The 15859-nt window shown below is 65.5% G+C and carries 12 protein-coding genes; 9 read left to right on the forward strand and 3 right to left on the reverse strand.

From position 1 onward, the window contains the following. Positions 1–167 precede the first annotated feature (167 nt). From CTR55_RS26590 to CTR55_RS26625, 8 genes are all read left to right on the forward strand, one after another. Positions 168–2816, forward strand: coding sequence for a NarK family nitrate/nitrite MFS transporter (locus CTR55_RS26590; RefSeq protein ID WP_296291459.1), 2649 nt, complete (start codon positions 168–170; stop codon positions 2814–2816). A 55-nt stretch (positions 2817–2871) separates the two neighbouring features. Then, entirely contained in the window at positions 2872–6636 is a 3765-nt protein-coding gene (locus CTR55_RS26595; RefSeq protein ID WP_296291461.1) for a nitrate reductase subunit alpha, read from the forward strand. Continuing rightward, positions 6633–8189, forward strand: a complete 1557-nt coding sequence (gene narH / locus CTR55_RS26600) for a nitrate reductase subunit beta (RefSeq protein ID WP_296291463.1) — start codon at positions 6633–6635, stop codon at positions 8187–8189. The genes CTR55_RS26595 and narH overlap by 4 nt, the downstream gene beginning before the upstream one ends. Then, positions 8182–8952 carry a nitrate reductase molybdenum cofactor assembly chaperone gene (narJ, locus tag CTR55_RS26605; RefSeq protein WP_296291465.1) on the forward strand — a complete coding sequence of 257 codons (771 nt, stop codon included), beginning with the start codon at positions 8182–8184 and terminating at the stop codon, positions 8950–8952. Before narH ends, narJ begins: the two co-directional genes overlap by 8 nt. A 32-nt stretch (positions 8953–8984) precedes the next feature. Then, positions 8985–9668 (forward strand): respiratory nitrate reductase subunit gamma, encoded by a 684-nt coding sequence (gene narI / locus CTR55_RS26610; RefSeq protein ID WP_296291467.1) that lies wholly within the window; start codon positions 8985–8987, stop codon positions 9666–9668. Between the two features lie 12 nt (positions 9669–9680). Then, positions 9681–10508 carry a peptidylprolyl isomerase gene (locus tag CTR55_RS26615; RefSeq protein ID WP_296291469.1) on the forward strand — a complete coding sequence of 276 codons (828 nt, stop codon included), beginning with the start codon at positions 9681–9683 and terminating at the stop codon, positions 10506–10508. Positions 10509–10867: 359 nt separating this feature from the next. Continuing rightward, positions 10868–11446: a hypothetical protein gene (locus tag CTR55_RS26620; protein ID WP_296291643.1), complete on the forward strand. Its 579-nt coding sequence runs from the start codon at positions 10868–10870 to the stop codon at positions 11444–11446. Between the two features lie 4 nt (positions 11447–11450). Then, positions 11451–12068 carry an HTH domain-containing protein gene (locus CTR55_RS26625; RefSeq protein WP_296291471.1) on the forward strand — a complete coding sequence of 206 codons (618 nt, stop codon included), beginning with the start codon at positions 11451–11453 and terminating at the stop codon, positions 12066–12068. Positions 12069–12070: 2 nt separating this feature from the next. Here CTR55_RS26625 and CTR55_RS26630 read toward each other — a convergent pair whose 3' ends face one another. The 3 genes from CTR55_RS26630 to CTR55_RS26640 all read right to left on the reverse strand — a co-directional run bounded on the left by CTR55_RS26630 (position 12071) and on the right by CTR55_RS26640 (position 14506). After that, a complete protein-coding gene (locus CTR55_RS26630) occupies positions 12071–12334 on the reverse strand; it encodes a hypothetical protein (RefSeq protein ID WP_296291473.1) in 264 nt (87 codons plus the stop codon). Between the two features lie 476 nt (positions 12335–12810). Next, on the reverse strand, positions 12811–13926 hold the full coding sequence (gene aguA / locus CTR55_RS26635; protein ID WP_296291475.1) for an agmatine deiminase: 1116 nt from the start codon (positions 13924–13926) through the stop codon (positions 12811–12813). 214 nt (positions 13927–14140) lie between these two features. Then, positions 14141–14506, reverse strand: a complete 366-nt coding sequence (locus tag CTR55_RS26640; protein ID WP_296291477.1) for a GFA family protein — start codon at positions 14504–14506, stop codon at positions 14141–14143. 153 nt (positions 14507–14659) lie between these two features. Between CTR55_RS26640 and CTR55_RS26645 the strand changes: the two genes are divergently transcribed. Then, complete coding sequence (locus CTR55_RS26645; RefSeq protein WP_296291478.1) at positions 14660–15859, forward strand: MFS transporter; 1200 nt, start codon at positions 14660–14662, stop codon at positions 15857–15859.

The following is a 15859-nucleotide window of genomic DNA, read 5'->3' on the forward strand; positions in this document are numbered from 1 at the left end:
CCTCATTTCCTGCATTTGGCTGTACCCATAACGAGATCCAAGCAGTACCAACCGTGATTCGGCCTTCGGGCAATTTTCCTTGCAGTGGCACCGGGTTAGACCGGTTCAGGAACAGCCCCGGCTGATACAACACGTCGCTTTGAGCACCCTAAAGGAACAGTGCTTCCATGGCCTCGACCGTACCAGCCCGCGATCAGTACCGTGCACTTGGCCTTTCCACCCTGGCCTTTACCCTCTGCTTCGCCGTGTGGACGGTGTTTTCCATCCTCGGCCTGCAGATCAAGAACGAGTTCGGCCTCACCGATACCCAGCTCGGCCTGCTGATGGCGACGCCGGTGTTGACCGGTTCGATTTCGCGCATCTTCCTCGGCCTGTGGACTGACCGCTACGGCGGCCGTTGGGTGTTCGGCCTGCTGATGCTGGTGTCGGCGGTCTGCGTCTACCTGCTGACCTTCGCCGACAGCTTCGCGATGTTGCTGGTGGCTGCGCTGGGCGTGGGCCTGGCCGGCGGCGGCTTCATCGTCGGTGCCGCCTACACCGCCACCTGGTTCGAACCGGGGCGCCAGGGCATCGCGCTGGGCATCTTCGGCGCCGGCAACGTCGGCGCCGGCCTGACCAACCTCGCCGCGCCGCTGCTGATGCTCGCCCTGGGCTGGCGCGGCGCCGCGCTGGTGTATGCGCTGGTGCTGGGCGTCATGGGCATCCTGTTCATTCTGCTGGCCAAGACCGACCCGCAGGCCGCCACCCGCCAGGCCAAGGCCATCCCGCTTTCCGAGCAACTGGCGCCGCTGGCCGAGCTGCGCGTGTGGCGCTTCTCGCTCTATTACTTCTTCGTCTTCGGCGCCTTCGTCGCCCTCGCCTTGTGGCTGCCGCACTACCTGATGGAGGTGTACGGCCTGGGGCTGGCCGCCGCCGGTTTCGTCGCCGCGCTGTACACCGTGCCTGCCTCGCTGTTCCGCATCCTCGGCGGCTGGCTGTCCGACCGCTACGGCGCGCGCCGGGTGATGTACTGGACGCTGGGCCTGTCGGTGATCTGCACCTTCCTGCTCAGCTACCCGCCCACCCGCTACGTGGTCACTGGCGTGCGCGGCGAGGTGGAGTTCGCCATGCACCTGGGGCTGATCGGCTTCGCCGCGATCATCATCGTGCTGGGCTTCTTCATGTCGCTGGGCAAGGCGGCGGTGTTCAAGCACATCCCCACCTACTACCCGCAACACGTCGGCGTGGTCGGCGGCCTGGTGGGCATGATCGGTGGCCTGGGCGGCTTCCTGCTGCCGCTGACCTTCGGCATGCTCAACGACGTGGTCGGCATCTGGCAGAGCTGCTTCATGCTGCTGTTCCTGATCGCCGCTGGCGCCCTGGCCTGGATGCACTACGCGATCCGCATGGCCGAGCGCGTGGAATGGGCTGAGAGCAACCCATCCCGCGACCTGCCGGAGTTTTCCACGCCGAGCAGCTTCGTGCTGCGCGAATGGCACCCCGAAGACCCGACCTTCTGGGAGCAGACCGGCAAGCGTATCGCCACGCGCAACCTGTGGATCTCGATCCCCAACCTGCTGCTGGCCTTCGCCATCTGGATGGTCTGGTCGGTGGTGGTGGCCAAGCTGCCGCTCGCGGGCTTCAACTACAGCGCGAACCAGCTGTTCTGGTTGGCCGCCCTCCCCGGCCTCTCGGGCGCCACCCTGCGCATCTTCTACAGCTTCATGGTGCCGATCTTCGGCGGGCGGCGCTGGACCGCGCTGTCCACCGCCTCCCTGCTGTTGCCGGCGCTGTGGATCGGCTTCGCCGTGCAGAACCCGAACACGCCGTACCTGGTGATGCTGATCCTCGCCCTGCTCTGCGGCCTGGGCGGCGGCAACTTCTCGTCGAGCATGGCGAACATCTCGTTCTTCTTCCCCAAACAGGCCAAGGGCGCGGCCATGGGCCTGAACGCCGGGCTGGGCAACCTGGGCGTGAGCGTCATGCAGTTCGCCGTCCCGCTGTGCATCACCATGGCCGTGTTCGGCAGCATGGGCGGCGAGCCGCAGATGACTGCCGCCGGCACGCCGCTGTGGTTGCAGAACGCCGGCTTCATCTGGGTGCCCTTCATCGTCATCGCCACCATTGCTGCCTGGTTCGGCATGAACGACATCGCCAGCGCCAAGTCGTCGTTCGCCGACCAGATGGCGATCTTCAAGCGCAAGCACACCTGGCTGATGAGCGTGCTCTACACCGGCACCTTCGGCAGTTTCATCGGCTTCTCCGCCGGCTTCCCGCTGCTGGCCGGGCACCTGTTCCCCGGCGTCGATGTACTCAAGTTTGCCTTCCTCGGCCCGCTGATCGGGGCGCTGGCGCGCGCCTTCACCGGCGGCCTGGCGGACCGCTTCGGTGGCGGGCGGATCAGCCTCTGGGTGTTCGTCGCCATGGCGGCCTGCGTCGGCGGCGTGCTGTTCTTCATCGCCGGCAAGGACCAGCCGGGCGCCTTCTGGGGCTTCCTGGCGATGTTCCTGCTGCTGTTCTTCTTCTCCGGGGTGGGCAATGCCAGCACCACGCAGATGATCCCGGCGATCTTCCGCACCATGACGCCGCGCCTGTTCCCCAGCCTGCCCGCGGAGCAGCAGGCGCTGCAGAGCGAGAAGGAATCCGCCGCCGCGGTGGGCTTCATCTCGGCGGTGGCGGCCTATGGCGGCTTCTTCATTCCGAAATCGTTCGGCAGTTCGTTCGACCTTACCGGAGGCCCGGAATGGGCGCTCTACGGGTTCATCGTGTTCTACGTGCTGTGTATCGCGCTGACCTGGTTCTTCTACACCCGCAGCAATGCCGAAGTGCGTTGCTAAAGAGTTGCGCTGCTAAAGAATTGCGCTGCGGCGCATCCAGCTTAGGAGGAGAAACATGAGCTTCTTCATCGACCGTCTGCGTTACCTGGTCAAGCGTCCACCGGAGTTCGCCGGAGGCCATGGCGAGACCCGCGATGAGAGCCGCGACTGGGAAGACGGCTATCGCCAGCGCTGGCAGTTCGACAAGATCGCCCGCTCGACCCACGGGGTGAACTGCACCGGCTCGTGCAGCTGGAAGATCTACGTGAAGAACGGCCTAGTCACCTGGGAAACCCAGCAGACCGACTACCCGCGCACCCGCCCCGACCTGCCCAACCACGAGCCCCGTGGCTGCCCGCGCGGCGCCAGCTATTCCTGGTACCTGTACAGCGCCAACCGGCTGAAGTACCCCATGGTGCGCAAGGCGCTGGTGCAGCTCTGGCGCGAGGCGCTGGCGACCCACAAGGACCCGGTGCTGGCCTGGGCGAGCATCGTCGAAGACCCGCAGAAGTCCAAGCAGTACAAGTCCATCCGCGGCCGTGGCGGCTTCGTGCGCGCCGACTGGGACGAGATGCAGACCCTGGTCGCCGCCGCCAACGTCTACACCGTGAAGACCTACGGCCCGGACCGCGTCGCCGGCTTCTCGCCGATTCCGGCGATGTCGATGGTTTCCTATGCCTCGGGCACCCGTTACCTGTCGCTGATCGGCGGCGTGTGCCTGTCCTTCTACGACTGGTACTGCGACCTGCCGCCCGCCTCGCCCCAGGTGTGGGGCGAACAGACCGACGTGCCCGAGTCCGCCGACTGGTACAACTCCGGCTACATCATTGCCTGGGGTTCCAACGTCCCGCAGACCCGCACCCCCGACGCGCACTTCTTCACCGAGGTGCGCTACAAGGGCACCAAGACCATCGCCATCACCCCGGACTACGCGGAAATCTCCAAGCTCTGCGACGAGTGGATGAGCGCCAAGCAGGGCACCGACTCCGCGCTGGCCATCGCCATGGGCCATGTGATCTTCAAGGAATTCCACCTTGAAAAGCCCAGCGCCTACTTCACCGATTACATCCGCCGCTACACCGACATGCCGATCCTGGTGGAGCTGGAGCAGCGCGACGACGGCAGCCTGGTGCCGGGCAAGCAACTGCGCGCCAGCGACATCGACGGCAACTTCGCGCAGGCCAACAACCCCGAGTGGAAGACCATCGCCCTCGACGAAACCAGCGACCGCCTGGTGGTGCCGCGCGGCTCCATTGGCTTCCGCTGGGGCGAGAGCGGGCACTGGAACCTGGAGCAGGTGGACGCCGACGGCAAGGAAATCAGCCTGCGCCTGTCGTTGCTCGGCCATCACGACGAAGTGGCGCGGGTGGCCTTCCCCTACTTCGGCGGCATCGAGCGCAAGTACTTCCCCAACGTGCCGGTACGTGACGTGATCTACCACCACGTCCCCGCCAAGCGCCTGAAACTGGCCGATGGCCGTGAAGTGCTGGCGGTCACCGTGTTCGACCTGACCGCCGCCAACTACGGTATCGACCGGGGCCTGAAAGCCACCGCCGGCGGCGCTGGCGAGGACGACGGCGCCACCGACTACGGCCAGATGAAGCCCTACACGCCAGCCTGGCAGGAGGCAATCACCGGGGTCCCGGCGGCGCAGATGATCCGCATCGCCCGCGAGTTCGCGCACAACGCCGACAAGACCCACGGGCGTTCCATGATCATCGTCGGTGCCGGGATGAACCACTGGTACCACATGGACATGAACTACCGCGGGCTGATCAACATGCTCATCCTCTGCGGTTGCATCGGCAAGAGCGGTGGCGGCTGGTCGCACTACGTCGGCCAGGAAAAACTGCGCCCGCAGACCGGCTGGACGCCGCTGGCCTTCGCTCTCGACTGGCACCGCCCGCCACGCCACATGAACGGCACCTCGTTCTTCTACAACCACTCCAGCCAGTGGCGCTACGAGAAGCTGGAAGTGAAGGAACTGCTCTCCCCGCTGGCACGCCCGCAAGACTTCAGCGGCAGCCTGGTGGACTTCAACGTGCGCGCCGAACGCATGGGCTGGCTGCCCTCCGCGCCGCAGCTGAGCATTAACCCGCTGCGCCTGGCCGCCGCTGCCCAGGCCGCCGGCAAGAGCACGGTGGACTACACCGTCGAGCAACTGAAAAGCGGCCAACTGCGCTTCGCCAGCGAAGACCCGGACAACCCGCAGAACCACCCGCGCAACCTGTTCGTCTGGCGCTCCAACCTGCTCGGCTCCTCCGGCAAGGGCCACGAGTACATGCTCAAGTACCTGCTGGGCACCAAGCACGGCGTGCTCGGCAAGGACCTGGGCGAGGCAGGCAAGCAAAGGTCCGAAGAAGTGGTGTGGAAGGACGACCCCATCGAAGGCAAGCTCGACCTGCTGACGACCCTGGACTTCCGCATGTCCACCACCTGTCTGTATTCGGACGTGGTGCTACCCACCGCCACCTGGTACGAGAAGGACGACCTCAACACGTCCGACATGCACCCCTTCATCCACCCGCTCACCGCCGCCACCGACCCGGCCTGGGAGGCGCGCAGCGACTGGCAGATCTACGACGGCATCGCCCAGGCCTTCTCGCGCCTGTGCGTCGGCCACCTGGGCGAAGAGACCGATCTGGTCACCCTGCCCCTGCAACACGACAGCCCCGGCGAACTGGCCCAACCCGATGTGCGCGACTGGAAGAAAGGCGAGTGCGAGCCGATCCCCGGCAAGACCATGCCCTCGCTCATCGAGGTCAAGCGCAACTACCCGGAAACCTACGAGCGCTTCAGCTCCGTCGGCCCGCTGCTGGACACCATCGGCAACGGCGGCAAGGGCATTGCCTGGAAGACCGAGACCGAGGTCGACCTGCTCGGCAAGCTCAACTACCGCAAGCTGGACGGTTCCGCCGCCGGCCGGCCGAAGATCGCCTCGGCCATCGACGCCGCCGAGATGATCCTCGCCCTGGCGCCGGAGACCAACGGTCAGGTCGCAGTGAAAGCCTGGGCGGCCCTGTCGAAGATCACCGGGCGCGACCACACGCACCTGGCCAAGCCCAAGGAAGAAGAGAAAATCCGCTTCCGCGATCTGGTCGCGCAGCCACGCAAGATCATCTCCAGCCCCACCTGGTCGGGCCTGGAAGACGAGCACGTGAGCTACAACGCCTGCTACACCAACGTCCATGAGCTGATCCCCTGGCGCACCGTCACCGGCCGCCAGCAGTTCTACCAGGACCACCCGTGGATGCGCGCCTTCGGCGAAAGCCTGATGGTCTATCGCCCGCCTATCGACACCAAGGCCGCCACCAGCGTTGCCGCGCCGAAAAGCAACGGCAACCCGGAGATCGCCTTGAACTGGATCACCCCGCACCAGAAGTGGGGCATCCACTCCACCTACAGCGACAACCTGCTGATGCAGACCCTGTCGCGCGGCGGGCCGATCGTCTGGATGTCCGAGGACGATGCGCGCTCCATCGGCGTCGAGGACAACGACTGGATCGAGCTGTACAACGCCAACGGCGCCATCGCCGCCCGCGCGGTGGTGAGCCAGCGGGTGCGCCCGGGCATGGCGATGATGTACCACGCCCAGGAACGCATCCTGAACATCCCAGGCTCCGAGATGACCGGCACCCGTGGCGGCATCCACAACTCGGTCACGCGGGTCTGCCCCAAGCCGACCCACATGATCGGCGGCTACGCACAGCTCTCCTACGGCTTCAACTACTACGGCACCGTGGGTTCCAACCGCGACGAGTTCGTCATCGTGCGCAAGATGCATCGCATCGACTGGCTCGACGGCGAAGGCAACGACTATCAGCAGGAGGCCGTTAAATGAAGATTCGTTCCCAGGTCGGCATGGTCTTGAACCTCGACAAGTGCATCGGCTGCCACACCTGCTCGGTCACCTGCAAGAACGTCTGGACCAGCCGTGAAGGCATCGAGTACGCCTGGTACAACAACGTCGAGACCAAGCCTGGCATCGGCTACCCGAAAGAGTGGGAGAACCAGAAGAAGTGGAACGGCGGCTGGGTGCGCAATGCCGACGGTTCCATCAACCCGCGCATCGGCGGCAAGTGGCGGGTGCTGGCGAACATTTTCGCCAACCCGGACCTGCCGGAAATCGACGACTACTACGAGCCCTTCACCTTCGACTACCAGCACCTGCACACCGCCAAGCAGAGCGAGCACCAGCCGGTTGCCCGCCCGCGTTCGCTGATCTCCGGGCAGCGGATGAACAAGATCGAATGGGGGCCGAACTGGGAGGAAATCCTCGGCACCGAGTTCGCCAAGCGACGCAAGGACATCAACTTCGACCAGGTCCAGGCGGATATCTACGGGCAGTTCGAAAACACCTTCATGATGTACCTGCCGCGTCTCTGCGAGCACTGCCTGAACCCGGCGTGCGTGGCCTCCTGCCCCAGCGGCGCGATCTACAAGCGCGAGGAAGACGGCATCGTCCTGATCGACCAGGACAAGTGCCGGGGCTGGCGCATGTGCATCTCCGGCTGCCCGTACAAGAAGATCTACTACAACTGGAAAAGCGGTAAGTCGGAGAAGTGCATCTTCTGCTACCCGCGCATCGAGAGCGGCCAGCCCACCGTCTGCTCCGAGACCTGCGTGGGGCGCATCCGCTACCTCGGCGTATTGCTGTATGACGCCGACCGCATCGAGGAAGTCGCCGCCTCCAAGGACGACCGTGACCTCTACCACCGCCAGTGCGAAATCTTCCTCGATCCGCATGATCCGGAAGTGATCGCCCAGGCGCGCAAGGACGGCGTGCCGGACAACGTGATCGCCGCCGCCCAGGCTTCGCCAGTGTACAAGCTGGCCATGGACTGGAAGCTGGCGCTGCCGCTGCACCCGGAATACCGCACCCTGCCGATGGTCTGGTACGTGCCGCCGCTCTCCCCCATCCAGTCCGCCGCCGAGGCGGGGCACGTGGAGTTCGACGGCGTGCTGCCCAAGGTCGAATCGCTGCGCATCCCGGTGCGCTACCTGGCCAACATGCTCACCGCCGGCGAAGAAGCACCGGTGGTGCTGGCCCTCAAGCGCCTGATGGCGATGCGCGTGTACATGCGCGGCAAGCACGTCGACAAGGAGCTGAACACCGAGGTGCTGGAGCAGGTCGGCCTGACCCAGAATCAGGTCGAGGAGATGTACCGCTACCTCGCCATCGCCAACTACGAGGACCGCTTCGTCATCCCCACCGGCCACCGCGAGCACATCCCCGAATCCTATGCCGAACGCAGCGGCTGTGGCTTCACCTTCGGCGACGGCTGCAACGGCGGCAACAGCGAGGTCAGCCTGTTCGGCGGACGCAAGAACACCACCACGCTGGTCAAGCCAGTGCAGACCTTCGACCCGGTGGAGGACAGCCGTCATGGGTAACTACGAAGCCATCGACCCACCCTGCGAAGGCTCCGTCGTCGGCCTGCTCAGCCTGCGCGTGCTGGCGCGCCTGCTGGACTACCCGACTGCCGAGTTGCAAGCGGCCTGCGCTGAAGCGGTGGAGATCCTCGACGCCGAGGATCGCCTGCCGCCGAAGCTGCGCGGAGAACTGGCGCAGTGGTGCGCGGAGCTGGCTGCCGGTGAACTGCTCGATCTGGAGGAGGCCTACGTCGAACTTTTCGACCGCGGCCGCGCTACGTCACTGCTGCTGTTCGAGCATGTGCACGGCGAGTCCCGCGACCGCGGCCAGGCCATGGTCAACCTGCTGGCCGAATACGAGGCCGCCGGCTTCCAGCTCGATGCCCGCGAACTGCCGGACCACCTGCCGCTGTTCCTGGAGTACCTGTCCACCCGCAGCCACGAAGAAATCGGCCAGTGGCTGGGCGACATCCAGCACATCCTCGCCCTGCTCGCCGCGCGCCTGGAAGAACGCGACACCCGCTACGCGCTGGTACCCCATGCCCTGCTCGCGCTGATCGGCGCCAGCGAGGCCATCGACGAGCAGCGACCCGTCGCCGCCAGCGAAACGCCGGATAACACGCCCCAGGCGCTGGACGCAGTGTGGGAAGAGGAAGCCGTGCGCTTCCACGCCGAAACCGACAAGGACTGCAGCCTGCAGTCCGCCGAAGGGCGACGCCTGGCCGAGCGCAAGTACGAGGCGCTGCCCCAGGTCGTGCAGATCATGCCGCCAGAGCACCCCTGAGCCAGCCAAAGAATGAACGGAGGCCCACCATCATGTTCGAGGAATACCTGCTCAACTTCATCTACGGCATCTACCCCTACCTCGCCGGCACCGTGTTCCTGCTCGGTAGCCTGATGCGCTACGACCACGGCCAGTACACCTGGAAAACCGGTTCAAGCCAGATGCTCTCCAGCAAGAACATGCGCCTGGCGAGCAACCTGTTCCACATCGGCATCCTGGCGATCTTTGGCGGCCATCTGATCGGCCTGCTGACCCCGCACTGGGTCTATGCACCGTTCCTTTCGGCCGGGCACAAGCAACTGATGGCGATCATCTTCGGCGGCATCGCCGGGGTGCTCTGCGTGATCGGCGGCGCCATGCTGCTCTGGCGGCGGCTGACCAACCCGCGTGTGCGTGCCTCCTCCAGCTTCATGGACAACCTGATCATCGCCCTGCTCCTGCTGCAGGCGTGCCTGGGGCTGACCACCATCTTCGCCTCGCTGGACCACCTGGACGGCGGCATGATGCTGGCGCTGGCCAACTGGGCGCAGGCCATTGTGTTCTTCCGTGGTGACGCCGCCGGCTTCGTCATGGAAGCGCCGCTGATCTTCAAGCTGCACATCTTCCTCGGCCTGACCATCATCCTGCTGTTCCCCTTCACCCGCCTGGTGCATGTGTGGAGCATCCCGCTCGGTTACTTCGGCCGTAACTACCAGATCGTCCGCCGCCGCGGCTAAGGAATAACGTAGATGGACATGATTGCAGTCGAGAACCTGCCCGATGCGCCGACGGCGGTGATCCGCGTCGGCGACACCGAGTTGACCGAGGCCGACATCGCCAAGGAGACGCCCTTCCACCCCGCCTCCTCGCTGGCCGACGCGCAGCTCAATGCCGTGCGCGCACTGGTGGTGCGCGAGCTGTTGGCGCAGCGCGCCGCCATGCTCGGCCTGACGGCGAGCATGGTCGATGAGGACCAGGCCGTCGCGACCCTGCTGGAGCGCGAACTGAACGTGCCCGAGCCGGACGAGCCCACCTGCCGCCGCTACTTCGACACCCACCGCGAGCGCTTCTCCGAGCCGACTCGCCTGCGCGTACGGCACATCCTGCTACCCGCCGCACCGGAAGACGCCAAGGCCCGCGACGCGCACTACCGCCTGGGCGAGAAGCTGCTGAAGGAGCTCGGCGAGCACCCGGAACGCTTCACCGAACTGGCCCAGCGACATTCCGCCTGCCCGTCCAAGGACGAAGGCGGCGAGCTGGGCTGGCTGACCTCAGGGCAGACCGTTGCCGAACTGGACCAGGCCCTGCAGCGCCTGCCCGTGGGCCTGCACGACCGGCCACTGGCCTCGCGCTACGGCTGGCACCTGGTGAGCATCGACGAGCGCCATGAACGCAAGCCGCTGCCCTACGCCCAGGTCGCCAACCACGTGCACCATAGCCTGCGCGAGGAATCCACCCGCCACGCCCTGCGCCAGTACCTGCTGGCGCTGGAGAAGGAGATCGGGGTCCGGGGTTTCAGCCTGGATGAAGACCCCATCGAAGGCTCCAGTAACCGGCGCAGCGATATCGGGCTCTGAATGGACGCTCGAGACTGAAAACCTGGCCGAGCAAATGCCTGCGCAGCGATGCTGCCAGGCTGCCTCGGCCGAAACCCGACGAAGGCTTCCCGTCTTGATCCCACCAGCGTGTTGACGCGCTGCTGAAGCCACAGTCGATACCCTCGAAACCCGCTGGAAGCTCGGGTGAGACACCAGACAGCACCAGCCTCCACGGCCTTTGGTCGGATAAATCAATTACGGCATCTTTATATGCCTTAATTGATTTTGAAGTCCCCACCGAGGCTGCCGCCATGAAAACCGTTTCTTCGCTTTTCGTTGTGTTCGCCACGCTCTGCGCGCTCGCCACAGGCGCAACTGCTGCCAGCTACTCCACCCCAATGGCCCACGAAGGCAGTGCCGCATCGTCCTCTGCGGCGCTGAACAACCGTCTTGCCCTGCGCGACCTGTGGCAGGAGCACATCTTCTGGATTCGCGACTACGTGCAAGCCAACCAGACTGGCGACAAGGCCCAGGCCAAGGTCGCCGCCGACCAGGTGGTGGCCAACGCCACGACCATCGCCAATGCCATCGCGCCGCTCTACGGCCAGCCGGCCGCCGACCAGTTGCTCAAGCTGCTGGCCGGGCACTGGGGCGCGGTGAAACACTACAGCGATGCCACCGTCGCGAAGGACAATGGCGGGCGCAAGGCCGCTGTCAGCGAGCTGACCAGCAATGCCGGAGCCATCGCCAAATTCCTCGCCTCGGCCAACCCGAACCTGCCCGAGAAGGACCTGGTCACCCTGCTCAGCACCCACGGAGCCCAGCACATCGCGCAGATCGACCAGTTAGCCGCGCATGATTACACCGGCGAGGCGAAGACCTGGCAGGGCATGCGCCAGCACATCCAGATGCTCGCCGACGTGCTGAGCGCCGCACTGGTCAAGCAGTTCCCGGACAAATTCCACGCCGCGGGGTAGAGGCATGCTTCAGGGAATGGGTCGTACCCAGCAGGACCTGCTCGCCGCCCTGCTCTACCAGGCGGGCGGCATGAGCATCGATGAACTGGCCGAACAACTGGCCGTGACGCGCACCGCCGTGCGCCAGCACCTGGCTGCACTGGAGCGCGACGCCCTGATCCTGCGCGGCCCGACCCGGCCCACCGGTCGTCGTCCCGAGCAGCTGTACCTGCTGAGCCCGCGCGGCCGCGAGCTGTTCCCCCGGCATTACCAGTTGCTCGGCGACCTGCTGATCGGCGAAATCGCCCAGTTGATTGGCGCGGAGGCGTTGCAAGAGATGATGCGCAAGCTGGGCACACGCCTGGCCGGTGAGCTGGAGGCCGAGCCAGTGAGCGAGGAGCGCATCGCCGAGCACCTGAGCGACAACGGCTATGAAGCGCAGGTGTTCTTCAGAAGCTCCGGCGAGGCCGAGATCGTCGCGCACAACTGCGTGTTCCATCACCTCGCCGAGCAACATCCGGAAGTCTGCGAACTGGACCTGGCGTTGATCGGCACCCTGGGTGGACACCCCGTCGAGCACCTGGAGTGCATGCACCGGGGCGGCGAGACCTGCCGCTTCCAGTTGCGCCGCGAGCCAGCCTGAGGTCAGGAGCGGTCGCGGCGCACGGTGGAAAGGAAGCTGGTGGGGATCGACATCAGCAGGATGTAGGCCGACACCGCAAGCATCAGCCCGCCACTGCCCAGCAGCAGGTAACGGCGCTCCTTCACCACGGTCATGTCCAGCCCACCGGAAAAGAGAATCCAGCCCAGCCCCGCCAGGGCCACGGTAAACAGGATGGCGATCAGGTAGCTGGCAGCGACGATCAGCATCCACAGCGGACTCCAGCGTCGGCGCGGTTGTTTTTCCATGGATGGGTGCCTCCCAGCCCCACATCGAGCACTCAAAACCCGCGCAGTCTGATAGCCAGTGGCCGCTTCCGCAATGCGACAAAAGCGGAAGACAGCCTCGCCAAGCGTTTCGAGGCGCGGCGGCCTCGGCCCCACCTGCTCGACTAGCCGCCGGCCAGCCTGGCCGCACTGATCGAGCTAGGCGACGCCGAAGACGCTTCACTCAAGAAAAACGCCGCAGTTCCTGCTGGAGCTGCGGCGTTTTCTTGGGGCGATGAATTGGCTTCCTCCGAGAAACTCATGCCAATGCATCCCCTCACCCCAGCCCTCTCCCTCAGGGAGAGGGGGCAGTCCGTGCCGACTAACGCTGAGGTTTCATCCTGCGCTGAACAGCCCTCTCTCCCGCTTGAGGAGCGGGGCGCGCAGCCAGGGTTAGGGTGAGGGGCTCTTGCCGTTCATAACGCACAAGCGAGCAACATGACGCACACGCGAGACTCTCAACCGCGCCGTGCCGGCACCGCGTACTGGGGCATGGTGATGCAGCCGATGTTGCCGCCGCCCAGGAGGATTTCCCGCGAATTGTCGATGCCGATCACCCGCTTGCCCGGGAACAGGTCGGCCAGTACACCCTGGGCGATGCGGTCGTTGGGGTCGTTGAAGAACGGCATGACGATGGCCGAATTGCCGGTATAGAAGTTGATATAGGAGGCGCAAATCTTCGTGCCCGCCTGGCGCTCGAAGCTGCCGTCCGCCTGGTCCAGCCCTTCGGCCTCGGCAGCCGTCCACTCCAGTACCTGCGGCTGCGGCAGCTTGTGCACCTCCAGCGCATTGCCATGGGCGTCGCGGGCGCTGCGCAGCACGTCGTAGGCCTCCTGATAGATTTCCCACTGCGGGTCGCTGCGCTCGTCCGTCCACTGCATCACCACCACACCCGGCCGCACGAAGCAGGCCAGGTCATCGACGTGGCCGTCGGTTTCGTCGAACTTGCAGCCGCGCGGTAGCCAGATCACGTGCTCGGCGCCCAGGTAGTCGCAAAGCCGGCGGGTGACCTCTTCCTTGCCCAGGTGGGCGTTGCGGTTGCGGTTGAGCAGGCACTGCTCGGTGGTCAGCAGGGTGCCCTGGCCGTCACTGCGTATGCTGCCCATCTCGGCGATGATCGACGCGCGATAACGATCGAAGCCTTCTATTTCAAGGATCTTCTGCGCAATCTGGTCGTCCTTGTCCCAGGGGTAGTAGAGGCCGCCGTCGAGGCCACCATAGGCGTTGAACTGGAAGTCCACGCCGCGCATTTCCCCCGTGGTGTCATTGACCAGGAAGGCTGGGCCGCTGTCGCGGAACCAGGTGTCATTGCAGGTCATCTCCACCACGCGCACGTTCTCGGGAAGCATGCGGCGGGCGTTGGCGTACTGCGCGGCAGAGGCGCAGACGGTCACCGGCTCGCTGCTGGCAATGGCAGTCACGACCTCGACCCAGACTTTCTGCGCCGGCTTGCCGCCGTTGCGCCACACGTCCGTGCGCTCCGGCCAACCCAGCCAGCAGCGGGCCTTGGGTTCGAATTCGCCGGGCAGGCGGAAGCCGTCGGCCTTGGGCATTGTCAGGTGGGTGCGGGACATCGGGGGCTCTCCGGATTCAGGGCGGGTTCAGGGCGGTAATGGCCCAAGGTTGCCGACCCGGAGCGGCGGATACCATTGATGAATTTCGCGGAATAGCTGAATTGAATTCAACGATAAACTCATGAATCGATGAACCTGCAGAATCGAAGCGGACCTTGTCCGTGATGGCCTCAGCACCGCTCGGATCGCGGGACGGGCTAGTCGTCTGCAGTTCCTACCGTTCCTGCCCCGTCACGGTGGTCATGCTCCTGCCGTCCACCCGCCGCACCGGCAGCGACTCCGGCTCGAACCCCTCGATGCAGCAGGCATTCACGCTGAGCAGCGCCGGGTTGCTGCGGCGCTGGTGGTAGACATAGATGCCGCACGTCCCGCAGAAATAATGCAGCGCCACCCCGCTGTTCCAGCGATACAGGCGCAAGGCCTGATCACCCCGCGTTAATCGGAAGTTGTCCTTCGGCACGGTTGCCATCAGGGCGTTGCGCTTGCCGCACAGCGAGCAGTCGCAGCGCACCAGTTCATCGAGCTCCGCGTCGAAGGCGAAAGCCACCGCGCCGCAATGGCAGGTGCCGGTGTAATGCATGGCCGAATCCTCGTCATGGATGCCTCCAGCTTAGACCCCTGGCAATTCGTGACTCCAACTCAACTATCCTTTGCGGATGACCGCGTTTTTCTCAAGGGCCGACTTTCGGACAATACCTCCCATCGCATCCTATTCGTCCGGAGCCCCACCCCCATGCCCCTCGCACTCCTGGCGCTGACACTCAGCGCCTTCGCCATCGGCACGACGGAGTTCGTGATCGTCGGCCTGATACCCACCATCGCCACCGACCTGGGCGTCACCCTGCCCTCCGCCGGCCTGCTGGTCAGCCTCTACGCCCTGAGCGTTGCCATCGGTGCGCCGCTGCTCACCGCCATGACCGGGCGTATCCCGCGCAAGGCGCTGCTGGTCGGCCTGATGGCGCTGTTCACCGTCGGCAACCTGGTGGCCTGGCAGGCGCCCAGCTACGAATCGCTGATCATCGCGCGCATCCTCACCGGCCTGGCCCACGGCGTGTTCTTCTCGGTCGGTTCGATCATCGCCACCAACCTGGTGAGCAAGGACAAGGCCGCCAGCGCCATCGCCACCATGTTCAGCGGCATGACCGTCGCCTTCGTCACCGGCATCCCGCTGGGCACCTTCATCGGCCAGCACCTGGGCTGGCGCGTCACCTTCCTGGTGGTCGCCGCCTTCGGCGTGGTCGCCCTGCTCGGCAGCCTGCTGTTCGTGCCGAAGAACATCCAGCACAGCGCGCCGGCGCCGTTGCTGCGCCAGGCCCGCGTGCTGCTGCAGCCGCGCCTGCTGCTGGTCTATGCGATGACGGCCGTGGGTTACGGTGGTTCGCTGATCGCCTTCACCTTCCTTGCACCGATCCTCCAGGACCTCGCCGGTTTCAGCCCGAACATGGTCGGCGTCGTGCTCCTGGCCTACGGTGTCTCGGTGGCCATCGGCAACATCTGGGGCGGTCGCCTGGCGGACAAGCGCGGCCCGGTGAGCGCGCTGAAGATCATTTTCGGCCTGCTGGCTGCGGTACTGCTGGTGCTCACCTTCACCGCCGGCAACCCATGGCTGGTGGTGCTGACGGTGCTGGCCTGGGGCGCGGTCGCCTTCGGCAACGTGCCCGGCCTGCAGGTGTATGTCGTGCAGCAGGCCGAGCGCGTGGCGCCGGATGCCGTGGACGTGGCCGCCGGCTTCAACATCGCCGCCTTCAACCTCGGCGTGGCCGGCGGCTCCTGGGCTGGCGGCCTGGTGGTGAGCCACCTGGGCCTGGGCCATACGCCCTGGATCGCCGCCGTCGTCACCCTCGCCGCCTTCGGCCTGACCGCCCTCAGCGGCCGTCTGGACCGCAGCCATTCCATGGAACCCGCCGCCCCTGGCGCGGTTCCCACTCACTGA

It is taken from the genome of Pseudomonas sp. (assembly GCF_002796985.1).
GTDB lineage: Bacteria > Pseudomonadota > Gammaproteobacteria > Pseudomonadales > Pseudomonadaceae > Pseudomonas.